This window comes from Bifidobacterium sp. UTCIF-39 (assembly GCF_006408715.1).
GTDB classification, from domain to species: domain Bacteria; phylum Actinomycetota; class Actinomycetes; order Actinomycetales; family Bifidobacteriaceae; genus Galliscardovia; species Galliscardovia tissieri.
Window position 1 is genome coordinate 25,404 of record NZ_JEOG01000002.1, and the last position, 12,695, is coordinate 38,098.

Sequence of the window (12,695 nt, forward strand, 5' to 3'; positions counted from 1 at the left end):
GGATCCTTTCTATTGGTTGTTTGCCAGCGAGAGGAAGTCGCTGATTTCCCTGAATTCCTCGGCCCACTGCGGGTCGAAATCTTTCGTCCCCTCGTCGGGGTCGTCGTCCGGGGTGTCGGTGATGGCGGCGAGCAGTTCTCCGAGCGCGTCGTAGGCGACGCGGATCTTGGTCTCGTTCGCCTTCGAGATGGCGCGTCCGGCCTTAACCTCGAGTATCTCGGCACCCTGATTGGCTGCGATCTGGACCAGGCTGATCTCGAACAGTTTGAGCTGTCGGATCTCACGGTGCCCGTCCCATGGGGAGTCGGAGTCCTCGTCGTCGATCCATGCCGTCTTCTCCGGCACAAAACCGATGCTCATCTGATGGATGAGCCCGCGTTTGAGCAGATCGTAGGCGCGCCTGCCTTCGGGAATGTCGGTGTCGAGCCTGGCGGTGATGAGCAGGCCGTGCTCGTCCTCGACGGCAGAGAGGGTCTCGCCGATGATGTCGTTCGGGGATCCGTCCTTGTGCTGCCAGTGGATCGGGATGCCGGCTCCCCCGCTGCGGAAATCGTCGGCGAGGGTTTGCTTGAATGCTCCGCGCACGATCACGTCGTCGTACATGTCCTTCTCCCATGTCGATGCGTAGCCGGAGAAGGTGCCTGCGTCGTTCGTCCAGTCGGCTGTGAGGTCCTTGAGCTCATAGCCCAGATGGTCGAGTTTCATCGTTGTGGTCTCCTCTCGTCATCGAGTCCCATATCTGGCGGAATCCAGCGTCGTACTGGTAGAGGCGTTGGAACTGGCCGATCATGGCCATGGCCTGTTTGCCGTTGGGGCTCGCGCCCTGCTGGGCGTTCTGTGTCTGTCCGCCGTCCTGAGGGCTGGGCTGGCCGCCGACAGTGACGTTCAACGGGGTGATGATCTCGTCTCCTCCGGGGATCTTCGGCCAGTCGAACAGGTCACGCGCCTGGTTGGTGCTCATGAAGGGTCTGCCCGTGGCGGTGCTGAGCGCCTGGAATTGCGTTTCCATCGTGCCCCGGAGCTTCGCGTCGAGGTTGGCGCGGATGTAGCAGTCGGGTTCGCCCACGGCGGCCGGCAGGTTCATGTTCAGGGCCTCCTCGAACGCGACAAGGTACGGCAGGAGCTCGACGTTCCACAGCTTTTCTTTGTAGGCCGCGATGTTCGAGTTGGTGCCGGTGCGAAATCCGATGTTCTCGGGACTGATGTGGAAGGCGAGCGCCACCTGCTCGTTGATCTTCTCCCGCGCCTCGATGTCCTCCATGTCGACCGGCTTGAACAGGTCCAGGCTTCGGATCTCCATGCCGTCGCGCAGGGGGAGCCATGCGCCTTCCCTGCCGCCTCCGGCCTGGTAGTTGCGCAGGCTGTTGACGAAGTCGTCATAGTCCTCCTGGGTCTCCCAGCGCATCTCCTTGGGACGGAAGACGTAGGCCGGGGTGCGTGCCGCGTTTGCGGCGATGCTTTTGCGGTAGGCGGCCATGGAGCGCGCCTCGGCGAGCAGTGGGCGGAGGACTCCCGTGACCGGGTCGCCGAGTCGGAGTCCGTCGATGTAGCCGACGTCGAGGATCACGTTCGGCGATGGCAGCGTGTAGGTCCTGCCGGGAGCTCCTTCGGTGGAGCTGACGGTGATCTGGGTGATCTCGCCGAATCCGTTGGCTGTGAGGCTGTAGCCGTTGGGGGGAATGCGGCGCAGGGTCCACTCGTCGTTGGGATCGAGTCCGAGGGTGCAGACCCATCGGTCTTCCATGAGCATGTCGTGCAGGAGTCCTGCGAGGAACCGGTATCGGCTCATGCCGGGCAGTCGTGACGGTCGTTTGAGCAGTCGGGACAGTTCGCTGTCTCTGGCCTCTTCGGCGTCGCCGGAGTCATTGCGCCGGTAGACCTTGAACGGCAGGCTGGCGAGCTGTCGGACGATGAAGTCGACGACGACGCGCACGGCGTATTCACGGCAGTACATGCCGTTGGCGATGCCGGCGAATTCGTCGTCTGTCGGCCAGCTGATGACATTGGGAGTCGCGTCGATGATGGTGGGCGGATCGGCGTTTGCCGATTTCATCATGATCGACGCCGCATTACGGGACAACAGGTTGTCTAGTAATCCCATGCGTTCTCCTTACTGGTGTTCAACAGTGGATTCGTATGCCCGTGGATGGCTGGAATCTGGGCTTCTCGGGTTCGCCGTCCATGGTCTCGAGCGCGTAGAGCGCCTGGCTTTCCGCGATCAGTCCGCTGATCTGCATGGCGCTTTTCGTCCGGTCCCAGACCTCCACCTCGCCGAGGCGTCTGGTGATGGCGCAGGACACCTGCTGTTCGATGGCCGGCTGCGGGAGGTGCCGCAGCTTGTTCTGCCGGACGCGGTCGCGGAACCGTCCTGCGCAGGCGCCGACCTTGAACCCCTCGATCATGTGGACGGTCCAGTCGTCCTCGGCGAGTGGGTCGATGAAATCCACCGCGGGGCATCCCTTGGATTGGACGGCGATCTCATGGATGCCCGGCCAGGATTTCCTGAGGAGTCTGAGATATCCGGGGACCCAGAGCATGCCGTCACGGCGCACGATGAGTTCGACGTGCGGCAGGCCGTCGTCCCGATAGCCGGCCGCGGCGATGTACGTGGTATCGCGGTCCGCCGACGTGTCCACCGACAGGACGATCCTGCCGTCGGACGGGATGCTCGACGTGCGGTCGATGCCGCGTTCCCACAGCTTCAGGGGGATGTACGGGACGATGTCCGCAGTCACCCACTGGCACAGGACCTCGGTACGGTATGCGGCCTCGGTCATGCCGTTGATGTCCGCGATGATGCTCCGATATGTCATCGGCCCGTAGCCCATGCTCGGATTGGCCTGGCGTACGCCGTCGGGATCGTCGAGAGGACAGCCGTCTGGAGCGCTCCATTCGAAATAGCCGTAGGACGCATCGTGGCTTGCCGCCCATTCCTCAGGCGTTTGGTCGCCTGCCTCCACCGACGCGTTCCATGATTCGGCGAGGGAGCGTCCCTCGTCCACGACTCGGCGTAGCACGATGCTGCGGTAGTCGCCGGCGTTGCTGATGCCCCAAAGCTGTGAGGACCAGACCGCCTTGGTGGTCTGGCTGACGGCGTTCCACCCGTCGTCGGTGTGCTGCTCGCGCAGCTCGTCGAACACCACGCGGGCGGCGCTTTTGGAGCGGATGTTCTTGTCGGCGCGGACGATGTACTGCGCCTTGTTCCTGCAGATTATCGCCTCCTCGCCGTGCGAGTTGTTGATGCGCTGCACACGCTTCTGCAATGCCGGGACCGCGAGCGCCGCCTCCGCTTCGGATGCGGGGGTCGGGTTGCACCAGTTGAGGACTGCCGCGTATGGTGCTCTGGCGTTGTCCAGTGTCTGGGCCGCGCCGACTACTTGGAATTTCCATGCGGGCGACAGGTCGGGGTGGCGTTCGGAGTCGACGAACAGCCACCATGCGCATAGCACGCTCATCAGTGTGGTCTTGCCGTTCTGGCGGGCGACCTCTGTGACGACTCGGCGGAAGCGGTAGGATCCGTCCTGGTTGAGTTCCAGTCCGTGGATGAGGAGCCATTTCTGCCATGGGTAGAGGTGGACGTGGCAGAATTTTTCCGCGAATTCGATGACTGCGTAGCCGTTCGTCGTCCGTGGGGTGAGTTCTCGGAGTGGTGGCGTGTAGATGCGGGGGGTGGTCATGCCGTGGTCGAGGTCATGGATCTCGTGCAGGTCCATCGCCGTCTCCCGTCATGCTTGATTTTCTCCAGGTATTCCTCGAATTCGTCCGCGACTGGTTTCACCTCGCCGGCGGCCGCGCTGACCTGTCCGCGTGCTGCTGGTGTTGCGCCGAGCTCGCGCAGGACGTTCATTAGGTGCGGGACGAGGTAGAGGGCCTTGGTGACTTCCTGCCCGGTGCCGTGTTTGAGCGAGTAGTCGATCTGGCGGGCGATGGCGCGTCCGGACGCGACGACTGCGGCGTCCTTGTCCCCTACGTCCAGTTCCGTCACTGTTGTCTCGTATGCCGTGGTGATGCCGTCCTCGGTGTTGGGTTTGTCGAGGATACGCATGCGGCGTTCGGAGAGCGTGTTGCAGGTGTCGATGGCCTTCAGGTCGCCGGCGAGTGCCTGCGGGTATGCCGCCCGGTACAGGGCGTCGATGCGTTCGAGTTCGACGGAGCGTTCGGTGTCCTGGTCCTTGCCTCGTCGGTTTGCCGCGAGTGCTCTGCGGATGGCGGCTTCAGCGGATGTGACGGTCTTGTATCCGAGTTTGTCGCGGATCTGGGCGAGGTCGCATGCTGCGAGGAACAGTCTGAGCGCCTGCTGGTCCTTTTCTGCTGCCATCGGGGTCTCTATTCTTCAATGGTGGCTTTTCGGTGGGTCCGGTCTTCCCAGCGTTTGATGATCAGGTCGCAGTAGTGGGGGTCGAGTTCCATCATGTAGCATTTTCGGTCGAGTTGTTCGGCTGCGATCAGTGTCGTGCCGGTTCCTCCGAACAGGTCGAGGATGCTGGATTCGGTGAAGTTGCGGATCACGTATGCTGGCAGTTCGATGGGGAATGCCGCGGCATGCTGTGTGGCGTATTCGTTTCCCGAGTTGTACGGCGTGTCGATTCTGTTGTTCATGGATGCGATCGGCCATTGGGGATGGGAGAATGCCCGGTTGCCTTTGCGGTTGAAGCAGAATATCAGCTCGCAGATGTGGGAGACGAGGCCTCGGTGTGATGGCATGCCGAGGGTGATCGCGTTGTTCTTGTTCCAGACGAGGATGTCGGAGAATTGCTTGCTGTGGGTGGTCAGCATGTCGATGATGCCCGCTTTGGATCCTGAGAGGATGCCGATGTTGAGCATTGCGTCGTCGGCGTGGCGCAGTGCGTTGTCGAGGCTTTTGTTGAGGAGGTCTGCGTAGTCGTCGTCGCTGACGTCGTCGGAGTATTCCCCGTACGCGTGTGCGCCTCGCATGTCCTGTTGCACGTTTCCTCCGAATGCGCTGCGCCCGAGGTTGTACGGCGGGGATGTGAAGCACACGTCGGCGGTGTCGCCGTGCATGAGCCTGGCGACCGACGCCCGGTCCGTGGAGTCCACGCACATGAGGCGGTGGTCTCCCAGCAGCCAGATCTCTCCCGGATGTACGCGGGTCGGGGCATCGACGGGGGTTTCCACGTCTTCGATGTCCGTATCGTCGTTGGGGTCGGGGTCCAGTGCCGCCGCGAGGGCGTCCACATCGTCCCGGTCCCATCCCAGGCCGTCGAGGCTGCTCACGTCCTGCAGCAGGTCGGAGAGCGTCTGGTCGTCATAGCCGCCGAGGTCGGCGAGGCGATTGTCGGCGAGCACGATCTGTGCGGCCTGGTCGTCGTCCACGTCCACGGTGGTCGCCTGGATCGTCTCCCAGCCGAGTTTCTTCGCGGCCATGTACGTGTGGTTTCCTGCGAGGATCTCGTAGTCGTGGGATGCGTGGGTGCCGATGTTGACCACGATCGGCCTGTACTGGCCGCGGGCCTTCAACGATTCGGCGATTGCGTCCACGTCGCCTCGGCGTGGGTTCCTGTGGTATGTCTGCAGGTCGGCGAGGCGGAACGATTCGACCTTGAGGTGCGTCATGATGTCTCGATTCTGCGCGCGCGATGGGATGGTCATGTTCGGAGGGAGAGGAAGAGTGCCCATGCGAGTAGTATGCCGTCGTCTGCCGGCTGGGGGATTTTACCGCCCCTCCCCCTTGTCGACCGCTCTCCGGTGATGAGCTCATGCTGTCGCGTCAGTCGTTTGCGATCCATTGCCGTGACAGCATGCCGATCGGCTGCATCGGGTCGCGGTTGCCGCGCAGGAGGTTGCAGCTGGCGTGGCTTGGGCGGAACCCGGCGGGGTCCTCCTGCAGGTCGGGTCGTTTGCTGACCGGATAGTAGTGGTCGAGTTCGAAGCTTTCGTCCGTCGTTCCTGGCGGGGCGTCGTAGTCGATGGGCATTCCGCACAGCCAGCAGGGAGCGTTGTCCCGCGCGCATCGCTCTCGGAACTGGAGCTTGGCCTTCTGGAATCGGCGGGTGCTTTTCCTGGCCCCGGCCACGGTCAGATCCCCTCGACCCGGTAGATGTTCTTCCCCGCCGCCTCGGACAGTCCCTTGACGATGAGCTCGTCGCGTTTCGCGGTGTTGCCGACGATGACGAGGATGTCCGGGGTGCGGCCTGCGGCGGTGGCGGTGTTCGTGGCGGTGAGGCTGCCTCCGGCGGTCAGGTTGAGCCGGGACAGGTGCGTCGTCTTGGCTCGTCGGCTGATATGGCTTCGTGGGATCAGCGCGCGGATGTGCTCGTAGGCGTCGCGGGCTGGCGGGATGTAGGTGGCGACGATGAGGACATGCTGGGATCCGTCCTCGTTGAGGATCCTGGCTACATGCTGGTAGACGTCTGCGTCGGTCATCAATGGTCCTTCGGATACGCGAAAGGCCCACGCACCATGCGGGTACGCGGGCCTTCTGATACTGCTGCTTTCGTTTCGATTGGAGGCGAATACGAAAGAAGGCCGTCTCCGGCTATCCCTGAAAACGACCAACGCTACCATATTGGGGCGTGACAGCCCGTTCTGTCAAGTCGTGCTATTGGCCCAGCGTGGCCCACACGTCCCACAGCCGGTAGACGGGCTTGCCGTCGGCGAGCGCGATGGGTGTGATTTTGCCTCGGCGTTTCCATTGGCGGATGGTGTTGGCGTTGATGGTGATGCCGCAGGTGCGGAGGAGTTTGGCGAGTTCGGTGGCGGTGCCGTGGGCGTCTGAGGCTGCGAGTCGGAGGATGCGGGTTTGTTGGATGTCGTGGATTCGTAGGGTGGTGTGGCATGTTGGGCAGACGGTCCAGTTTGATGCGAGGTCGGTGGTGTCGCACCAGAGTTGGGTGTTGCAGGTTGGGCAGTGGCCGATCAGGGTTCGTGGTTCTGGTGGGTTCAGGTGGTGTGCGGTGTAGCGGGTGGCGGTGGATGCTATTGCCGCGATGTAGGCGGCGTCTGGTCGTTTGGCCAGGGTGGTGGTGTGTTGGGCTGCTGTGGCGAGCAGGGTTTCGGCGGTGGTGTGTCTGGTGGTTATGCCTGCGGCGGTGGCGGTGTGGCGGGCGTAGGTTTCGATGTCCTGGAGGAGTTCCCAGGCTGCGATGCTGATCGGGATTGGGGCGACGTCCCGGTTGGGTTTTCTGGTTTGTCCGGTTGTGATGCGGGCTTGTTTGGCGGCGATGAGTCGGAGTGCCGGCAGGTCGTGTGCCAGTGAGCGCAGGTTGTCGCGGAGTTGGGTGGTGCAGGTGGTGCACAGGTTGGTGGTGTGGTTGGTGGGGAGTGGGGTGTGGCATTTGGTGCATTGGCGGTTCATGGGCCCTCTCCTCGCGTGTGTGGTTGGGTGGGGGCGTCATGCCGTTGTTGCTGTCGTGTTTGAGGATATCTGGTTTATGGGTTGGGCAGGTAGGGGTTGGTGTGGATGCCTGTGTCGGGGTTCGAGATGCCGTGCAGATGCCATTCCTCGGCATGCGTCTGGCCCTCTTCCCATCCCTCGGCCCATGCGTTCGCTGCGATTTGCCGGGTGTAGTCCACCAGCCATTGGTCGAATCGGTGGGCGCGCAGGATGGTGTCGTCGTGGTCTGTGGCCCAGGCGTGGGCGTAGTCGTGGCGGATGGATTCGGTGGTGACGGGTTCTGGTTGGGTGGCGAAGATGCTCATGCTTTCTCCTGGGGGATGTCGCCGGTCTCGATGAGGGGTGTGATGTCGGTCTCGATGCCGGTGGTGTCGTAGATGGCGTCGGCGAGCGCGGTGATGTCCTCGCTGGTGTAGGTGTCGTCCGTCCACTGGTTGGGCACGAGGGTCAGGGCGAGTCGGTCGAGTTGGTCCTGTAGGGCTGTGGTGAGTTGGGGGCGGGTGATGATTCTGGCTGTGGTCACTGGTTCTCCTTTGGCTGGTTGGGTTGGGGGTGGTGGGTGTGTTTGCGGGTTTCGTGGGTGGCGATGAGTCGGGCGATGTCGTCGTGGGTGGCGAATGGTGCGAGGTCCTGGATCTCGTCGATGGTCAGGCCTGCGTTCCACCATCGGATGATGATGCGGGCCAGGTGGGTGGTGATCATTGGGGTTGGTCTTTCGTGTCGTCGGGTTGGGTGATGACGTGTCTGGCGTGGAGGATGGTCCGGGATACGATGCGCTGCCAGTAGATGCGGGTGGCGCGGTTGGCGTTCCGGTATCCGTGGGGGTCGCCGGTGACGAGGGTGTACAGGTGTTCCGCGGTTTGGTCGGTTTCCTCCGGGGTCAGGTCTCGCAGGACGCCGTTGATGTAGGCGACGCCCTCGGCGACGGTCGCGTAGCGGTCGGCCTCCCTCTGCAGGATGCTGGTCATCGGCCGTCCTTTCGCCGGGTGGATGGTTCGGGATCGGATGCGATGGCGGCGAGCGCGTCGTGGGGTTCGCTGCCCTGGTTGAGCAGGCTGGCGAGGCGGCATGCGGTCCGGTCGGGTTGGGTGTCCGTTGCGCAGCGGTCGAGGAGCTGGTTGACGTGGTCGCATGCCCATGTGTGCCGGTGAGGCCGGGAAGGGGCCTGTAAGCCACGTTCGTACGCGAGGGGGCTCTGGGATGCCTGTAGGCCGGGTTCGGCCGTCAGAGACGCCGTTTTGGGCGCGTATTGGGTCTCTTTGCGCAGCCAGCGTCGGAAGCTGGCCGCCCAGTCGGCGCTACGACGGTCGTTGGCCTGCTGCCAGTCAACGAAATCGGCCCAGATGCGATCCAACCCGGTCAGGCCCAGACGATCGGCGAGCGCGATGGCCTGCTGGTCGGTGCTGCCGTCGTAGTCGGTTTGGTTGATCGTGGTGGTGCTGGTCTTGCGCGCGCGGGTGCGGCTCTCTCTCGTTTTAATAGTTTTAATATTCTTAATCGTTTTGTCTGCAAACATGCGTGCACCCCTGTTGCACCCCTGTTGCACCCCAGCTGCACCCCTGTCGCAGGCCTGTTTGGCTGGTTCCGGGACCGGGTTTTCATCAGGTTCGGGCATGGTCTCGTCGATCCAGGCAACGACGTCGTCGCCTTCCTGGTCATCGGACCGGACAATGGGCTGTGGTTCCGGTTCGATGACCACGGGCGCGCTCTTCTCGACGGGCTTCGACTCGGGTTCATCGACGATCGGCCCGGCCGTGACGTCCGTGACGACCGGCGTGGACTCCACGGGGTCCGGGACCGTGGTTTTCTGGGGTGCATATCCTGCACCCCTGTTTTCCGACACCGGCCCCAGCTCGTTGGAACCGGTGTCGCACGCGAACGAACCGGATCCACCGCCCATGTTGAGGTCGTAGACGGTGGGACGCCTGTTGCCGGGCAGGTAGGCCACGAGACGCTGATCGCCCAGAACGAGGATGCCGCGCTCGCGCAGACGGCGCATGCGGGAACGGATGGTGCGCTCGCTGACGTGTCCGTGGAAGATTTCGTCCTGGATGGTGGCGACGCTTTTGCCGAAGCCTCGGCCTTGGCTGTCGACGTTGTCGGCGATGCCCATGAGGAGGCGGAATTCGACGAGGTCGAGGTCTGTGGGGGCTTCGTATAGGGCCCATTGTGTGGCTCGGAGGCTCATGATTGCTCCTTTGCTGCCGGCGAGCGCGGCTGGTGTGGTGGGGGTGTGGGGTTAGTGGTTGGTGTCTGTTTGGTTCCAGAGGGTTCGTGCTGCTCTGGTGATGGCTTTTCTTGCTTCTTGGGTGCGGGCGAGGTAGGTGGTGAGGTCTTCGAGGACGGGTTCTGGTGCTCCTTGGTCTCGTATGGTGGCGATGGTGTTGAGCATGTGGTCGGTTTGGGCGGCGATGATGTCGAGTTGTCCGCTGGTGGCTGCCCATCGTCGTTGTTGGAGTTGTGTGGTGTGGCGTTCGTTGCTGATGGTGGTCATGGGGTGTCCTTGTTGGGGTTGGTCTGGTGTCGTGGGGTGTGGCGTGCTGTGTGGCGTCGGTGTTGGTTGTTGTGTTTGGTTTGTTGGCGTCGGTGTTTGTGTCGGCTCATGGTGGTCCTTTGTGTGGTGGTTATGCCTGGTTGTCGAGGTTGGTGATGACGAGTCGGATGGCCCATTGGCCGGGTTGTGTCTGGTTGGGGTCTCGTCGGTAGTCGGGGCCGATGAGGTGTTGGCTGTCGTCGTCTGGCCAGAGTCCTGCCTGGGTGAGGCCGTCGATGATGGGTTTGATGGTGTGGCTGAGGTTGCCTGGGTCTGCGCGGCCGACTCCTTTGGGGTAGGACACGTGTGCCCGTACGGCGATGTGTTGCCATACGGGTGTGGTCAGGTGGTTGAGGTTGATGAGGGTTTTGCCTTGGAGCCATGCGCGGTGTCTGAGGCTGTTTTTTCGTGGGCCTTCGGGGTCGTGGTATCTGACTTGTCCGAGGTGGTTTCTGGTCCAGTGGCCGTGGTCTCGGCTGCCGTTGTCCTTGATGATCTGTGGCTTGGTGAGGGTGAGGGTGATTTCGGCGCCGTGTTGGGTGAGGGTGCTGGTGTCCATCAGTGGGCCTCCTTTGGTCCGGTGTAGCGGGCATAGACGGTGTAATGGCCGATGGGGTTTTCGATGTTTCGGGCGTCGTATGCGCCTGTGGGGCGGAATGCGGTGCGTTTGCCGTTGCGGATCGCGGTGGCGAATTCGTGGGCGTGTTTGTAGTTGCTGGTTTCGCGTAGGAGCATCCATAGGCCGGGGTGGCGTCGCATGGCGTCGGCCTCGGGCTTCCATCGGATGTCCCTTGCCGGTTTGGCGAGGTTTTCCGGCAGTTCGGTCGTCCAGGTGAAGCGGTCGTCGTCGGGGTTGGGTTGGGCGTCCGTGGTCATGGTGGCGGGGTTGGTGGCTGTGGTGGGGTTGTTGTGGTTGTTGAGGGTGGCCGCGGCCTGGTAGGCGCGGTTGAGGGTGAGGTGCTGCTGGTCGTTGATGACGCGTTCGGCCTCTTCCGTCCATGCGGGGTTGTTGACGTGGGCGGCCTTGTGTTTGCGGGCGGCTCGGCGTTCGGCGGGTTTGAGGTCGTGGTATGGGGTGTCGCAGAATTCGTCGAGTCGTGCGGTGCCGTAGTTGGCCATGATGCGGGTCCTTTCCGTGCTGGGGGTTAGAAGTCGGGTTCGCCCCAGGCGCTGTCGTAGTAGTCGCCAGTGGCGGTGGTGGGTGCCGGCGGGGCCGTGGTGGCCTCGCCGGGGTTGTCGGAGCGGTGGCGGTGGATGGTCAGGGTGTCGGTTTTGATGCTGGCCGCGATGTCGATGATCTGCCATTCGGTGTATTCGACCCTGTGGCCGTCCTTGGCGGTATAGCCGGAGGGTTTGGGCCATGCCAGGGCGATGACGCGGTCGCCCTTGGCGAGGCTGTCGGCGATGTGGTCCGCCATGTCACGCCATGCGGAGCACCGCCATACGGTCGCGTCGCCGTCGTGCCATACGCCCTGTGGGTCGCGGGTGCGGCCGGATGACATGATGCGGAGGTTGGTGACGTGGGTGCCGTTGTTGACGTCGCGTATTTCGGGGTCTGCGGCGAGTCTGCCGGTGATGGTGACGACGTTGGGGTCTTTTGCCATGCGGGTTTCTCCTTCTCCCCCACTGCCGGGGGCATGTTCTCCTCCATGAAGCGGAGGGCCGGTGGGTAGAACAGCAGGGCGGCGGCCGTGATCGTGACGAGGGCGGCGATCGTGGTGACGATCTGCGGGCGCGCGGTCGGGGTGCCGGTGATCGCGACGGGCAGGCTCATGGCCAGGACCACGGTCGCGATGATGTTGCGCATGGTCATGATCGGTCCCCTTGCCGTCCGAGCTGGATGTGCACGTCCTCGAACGTGATGCCGCTCTCCCCCGCCCACATGTTGTCGAACATGCGTGCGAAGCCGTTGGTGGCGATGGCACCTGCCGCGGCCACCCATTTCGGGGCGTCGGCGGAGCCTGTCACCTCGACGACGGGGTTCTCCCCGCTGCGGGATGGCGGGTAGATCGTCGCCTCGCCAAGCGTCCATTCCTCCTCGTCGTTGAACGGGTTGCGCATGATCATGGCGATGCGCATGGGCTGCGTCTTGCTGTTGCGGTTGTCTGCTGTGGCGGTCATGCCGTGTCCTCCTTGTCTGTCATGGCCTCTCATCGGACCGTTGGGATTGGTTTCGGGGCTTATTCCTCGTAGGTCTTGATCCAGCGGATCATCTCGTCCCTGCGGACCATGCGGCGGCTGAGGGTGCCGCGTTTGGTGGGCAGTCGGAACGTGTCGAGGTCGCCGTGGTTGACCGCGATGCGGACCGTGTCGTAGTCGAGTCCGAAGACCTGGGCCGCTACGGGGATGGTGAATGCCTCCTGGTGCCATGGCGGCACTCCCCTTGGGTCGACATCGAATCCGGGCATTGCGGTCGATGGCATTGTCATGGTCATCGTCGGTTCTCCTTTCCTTGGTTATGGTTCTGGGTTTCTGGGGGCAGGGGCTTCGTCTCGAGGTGGAAGTCGCCGTCGTCTTCGCCGTCGAGCCTTCCGGCGAGATCGGCGAGCATCCGCGAGATGCCACCGGTCACTTCGGAGACCAGCCCAAAGTTGCGCGAGTGGATCTCGGCCACCTCGATCAGGTCATCGACCGTTCGTCCCTGTCTGAGGACGGCGAGTGCGGTGGTGATGATTGCGGCGTCCTGCAGGATGTCGGTGATCAGTTGGGGCCAGTTCACTCACAACCTCCATTCATCTAGTTTTTCTAGATTAGTGTGTTTGATTTTTTACTATATCGCTCGCGTTCGAAAACACCAAACCCGCCTAT

General features: G+C 63.0%; 20 protein-coding genes. All 20 read right to left on the reverse strand.

The features are described from left to right. Positions 1 to 9: 9 nt before the first annotated feature. Positions 10 to 705, reverse strand: coding sequence for an HK97 family phage prohead protease (locus EP30_RS01055; protein ID WP_140555400.1), 696 nt, complete (start codon positions 703 to 705; stop codon positions 10 to 12). Continuing rightward, positions 680 to 2,101 carry a phage portal protein gene (locus EP30_RS01060; protein WP_140555403.1) on the reverse strand — a complete coding sequence of 474 codons (1,422 nt, stop codon included), beginning with the start codon at positions 2,099 to 2,101 and terminating at the stop codon, positions 680 to 682. The genes EP30_RS01055 and EP30_RS01060 overlap by 26 nt, the downstream gene beginning before the upstream one ends. 19 nt (positions 2,102 to 2,120) lie before the next feature. Next, entirely contained in the window at positions 2,121 to 3,713 is a 1,593-nt protein-coding gene (locus tag EP30_RS01065; protein ID WP_140555406.1) for a terminase, read from the reverse strand. Then, entirely contained in the window at positions 3,674 to 4,318 is a 645-nt protein-coding gene (locus EP30_RS01070) for a hypothetical protein (protein WP_140555408.1), read from the reverse strand. The genes EP30_RS01065 and EP30_RS01070 overlap by 40 nt, the downstream gene beginning before the upstream one ends. An 8-nt stretch (positions 4,319 to 4,326) precedes the next feature. Next, positions 4,327 to 5,574: a DNA methyltransferase gene (locus tag EP30_RS01075; protein ID WP_181160729.1), complete on the reverse strand. Its 1,248-nt coding sequence runs from the start codon at positions 5,572 to 5,574 to the stop codon at positions 4,327 to 4,329. Between the two features lie 154 nt (positions 5,575 to 5,728). Next, positions 5,729 to 6,034 (reverse strand): hypothetical protein, encoded by a 306-nt coding sequence (locus EP30_RS01080; RefSeq protein ID WP_140555411.1) that lies wholly within the window; start codon positions 6,032 to 6,034, stop codon positions 5,729 to 5,731. Positions 6,035 to 6,036: 2 nt separating this feature from the next. Next, on the reverse strand, positions 6,037 to 6,384 hold the full coding sequence (locus tag EP30_RS01085) for a hypothetical protein (protein WP_140555414.1): 348 nt from the start codon (positions 6,382 to 6,384) through the stop codon (positions 6,037 to 6,039). Between the two features lie 175 nt (positions 6,385 to 6,559). Beyond that, entirely contained in the window at positions 6,560 to 7,315 is a 756-nt protein-coding gene (locus tag EP30_RS01090) for a hypothetical protein (protein ID WP_140555416.1), read from the reverse strand. A 74-nt stretch (positions 7,316 to 7,389) separates the two neighbouring features. Then, positions 7,390 to 7,659 carry a hypothetical protein gene (locus EP30_RS01095; protein WP_140555419.1) on the reverse strand — a complete coding sequence of 90 codons (270 nt, stop codon included), beginning with the start codon at positions 7,657 to 7,659 and terminating at the stop codon, positions 7,390 to 7,392. Continuing rightward, the gene (locus EP30_RS01100) at positions 7,656 to 7,877 is read right to left on the reverse strand and encodes a hypothetical protein (RefSeq protein WP_140555421.1); all 222 of its coding nucleotides are present in this window, start codon (positions 7,875 to 7,877) and stop codon (positions 7,656 to 7,658) included. The genes EP30_RS01095 and EP30_RS01100 overlap by 4 nt, the downstream gene beginning before the upstream one ends. After that, positions 7,874 to 8,056: a hypothetical protein gene (locus EP30_RS01105; RefSeq protein ID WP_140555424.1), complete on the reverse strand. Its 183-nt coding sequence runs from the start codon at positions 8,054 to 8,056 to the stop codon at positions 7,874 to 7,876. Before EP30_RS01105 ends, EP30_RS01100 begins: the two co-directional genes overlap by 4 nt. Further along, on the reverse strand, positions 8,053 to 8,322 hold the full coding sequence (locus EP30_RS01110) for a hypothetical protein (protein WP_140555426.1): 270 nt from the start codon (positions 8,320 to 8,322) through the stop codon (positions 8,053 to 8,055). The genes EP30_RS01105 and EP30_RS01110 overlap by 4 nt, the downstream gene beginning before the upstream one ends. Then, positions 8,319 to 9,542 carry a hypothetical protein gene (locus EP30_RS01115; protein WP_140555428.1) on the reverse strand — a complete coding sequence of 408 codons (1,224 nt, stop codon included), beginning with the start codon at positions 9,540 to 9,542 and terminating at the stop codon, positions 8,319 to 8,321. The genes EP30_RS01110 and EP30_RS01115 overlap by 4 nt, the downstream gene beginning before the upstream one ends. A 51-nt stretch (positions 9,543 to 9,593) precedes the next feature. Further along, positions 9,594 to 9,848 (reverse strand): hypothetical protein, encoded by a 255-nt coding sequence (locus EP30_RS01120; RefSeq protein ID WP_140555430.1) that lies wholly within the window; start codon positions 9,846 to 9,848, stop codon positions 9,594 to 9,596. Between the two features lie 130 nt (positions 9,849 to 9,978). Continuing rightward, positions 9,979 to 10,446 (reverse strand): hypothetical protein, encoded by a 468-nt coding sequence (locus tag EP30_RS01125; RefSeq protein WP_140555433.1) that lies wholly within the window; start codon positions 10,444 to 10,446, stop codon positions 9,979 to 9,981. Beyond that, the gene (locus EP30_RS01130) at positions 10,446 to 11,006 is read right to left on the reverse strand and encodes a hypothetical protein (protein ID WP_140555435.1); all 561 of its coding nucleotides are present in this window, start codon (positions 11,004 to 11,006) and stop codon (positions 10,446 to 10,448) included. The genes EP30_RS01125 and EP30_RS01130 overlap by 1 nt, the downstream gene beginning before the upstream one ends. A 26-nt stretch (positions 11,007 to 11,032) precedes the next feature. After that, on the reverse strand, positions 11,033 to 11,491 hold the full coding sequence (locus EP30_RS01135; RefSeq protein ID WP_140555437.1) for a single-stranded DNA-binding protein: 459 nt from the start codon (positions 11,489 to 11,491) through the stop codon (positions 11,033 to 11,035). A 205-nt stretch (positions 11,492 to 11,696) separates the two neighbouring features. Continuing rightward, positions 11,697 to 12,008 (reverse strand): hypothetical protein, encoded by a 312-nt coding sequence (locus EP30_RS01140; RefSeq protein WP_140555440.1) that lies wholly within the window; start codon positions 12,006 to 12,008, stop codon positions 11,697 to 11,699. Positions 12,009 to 12,067: 59 nt separating this feature from the next. After that, a complete protein-coding gene (locus EP30_RS01145) occupies positions 12,068 to 12,322 on the reverse strand; it encodes a DNA-binding protein (RefSeq protein ID WP_258185290.1) in 255 nt (84 codons plus the stop codon). Beyond that, a complete protein-coding gene (locus tag EP30_RS01150) occupies positions 12,319 to 12,606 on the reverse strand; it encodes a hypothetical protein (protein WP_140555442.1) in 288 nt (95 codons plus the stop codon). The genes EP30_RS01145 and EP30_RS01150 overlap by 4 nt, the downstream gene beginning before the upstream one ends. Between the last annotated feature and the right edge of the window lie 89 nt (positions 12,607 to 12,695).

Excerpts from the sequence above, each read along its gene's own strand:
- EP30_RS01055 (WP_140555400.1), bottom strand. The coding sequence starts at position 705 with ATGAAACTCGACCATCTGGGCTATGAGCTCAAGGACCTCACAGCCGAC.
- EP30_RS01060 (WP_140555403.1), bottom strand. The coding sequence starts at position 2,101 with ATGGGATTACTAGACAACCTGTTGTCCCGTAATGCGGCGTCGATCATG.
- EP30_RS01065 (WP_140555406.1), bottom strand. The coding sequence starts at position 3,713 with ATGGACCTGCACGAGATCCATGACCTCGACCACGGCATGACCACCCCC.
- EP30_RS01070 (WP_140555408.1), bottom strand. The coding sequence starts at position 4,318 with ATGGCAGCAGAAAAGGACCAGCAGGCGCTCAGACTGTTCCTCGCAGCA.
- EP30_RS01075 (WP_181160729.1), bottom strand. The coding sequence starts at position 5,574 with ATGACGCACCTCAAGGTCGAATCGTTCCGCCTCGCCGACCTGCAGACA.
- EP30_RS01085 (WP_140555414.1), bottom strand. The coding sequence starts at position 6,384 with ATGACCGACGCAGACGTCTACCAGCATGTAGCCAGGATCCTCAACGAG.
- EP30_RS01090 (WP_140555416.1), bottom strand. The coding sequence starts at position 7,315 with ATGAACCGCCAATGCACCAAATGCCACACCCCACTCCCCACCAACCAC.
- EP30_RS01095 (WP_140555419.1), bottom strand. The coding sequence starts at position 7,659 with ATGAGCATCTTCGCCACCCAACCAGAACCCGTCACCACCGAATCCATC.
- EP30_RS01105 (WP_140555424.1), bottom strand. The coding sequence starts at position 8,056 with ATGATCACCACCCACCTGGCCCGCATCATCATCCGATGGTGGAACGCA.
- EP30_RS01110 (WP_140555426.1), bottom strand. The coding sequence starts at position 8,322 with ATGACCAGCATCCTGCAGAGGGAGGCCGACCGCTACGCGACCGTCGCC.
- EP30_RS01115 (WP_140555428.1), bottom strand. The coding sequence starts at position 9,542 with ATGAGCCTCCGAGCCACACAATGGGCCCTATACGAAGCCCCCACAGAC.
- EP30_RS01120 (WP_140555430.1), bottom strand. The coding sequence starts at position 9,848 with ATGACCACCATCAGCAACGAACGCCACACCACACAACTCCAACAACGA.
- EP30_RS01125 (WP_140555433.1), bottom strand. The coding sequence starts at position 10,446 with ATGGACACCAGCACCCTCACCCAACACGGCGCCGAAATCACCCTCACC.
- EP30_RS01130 (WP_140555435.1), bottom strand. The coding sequence starts at position 11,006 with ATGGCCAACTACGGCACCGCACGACTCGACGAATTCTGCGACACCCCA.
- EP30_RS01135 (WP_140555437.1), bottom strand. The coding sequence starts at position 11,491 with ATGGCAAAAGACCCCAACGTCGTCACCATCACCGGCAGACTCGCCGCA.
- EP30_RS01140 (WP_140555440.1), bottom strand. The coding sequence starts at position 12,008 with ATGACCGCCACAGCAGACAACCGCAACAGCAAGACGCAGCCCATGCGC.
- EP30_RS01145 (WP_258185290.1), bottom strand. The coding sequence starts at position 12,322 with ATGACCATGACAATGCCATCGACCGCAATGCCCGGATTCGATGTCGAC.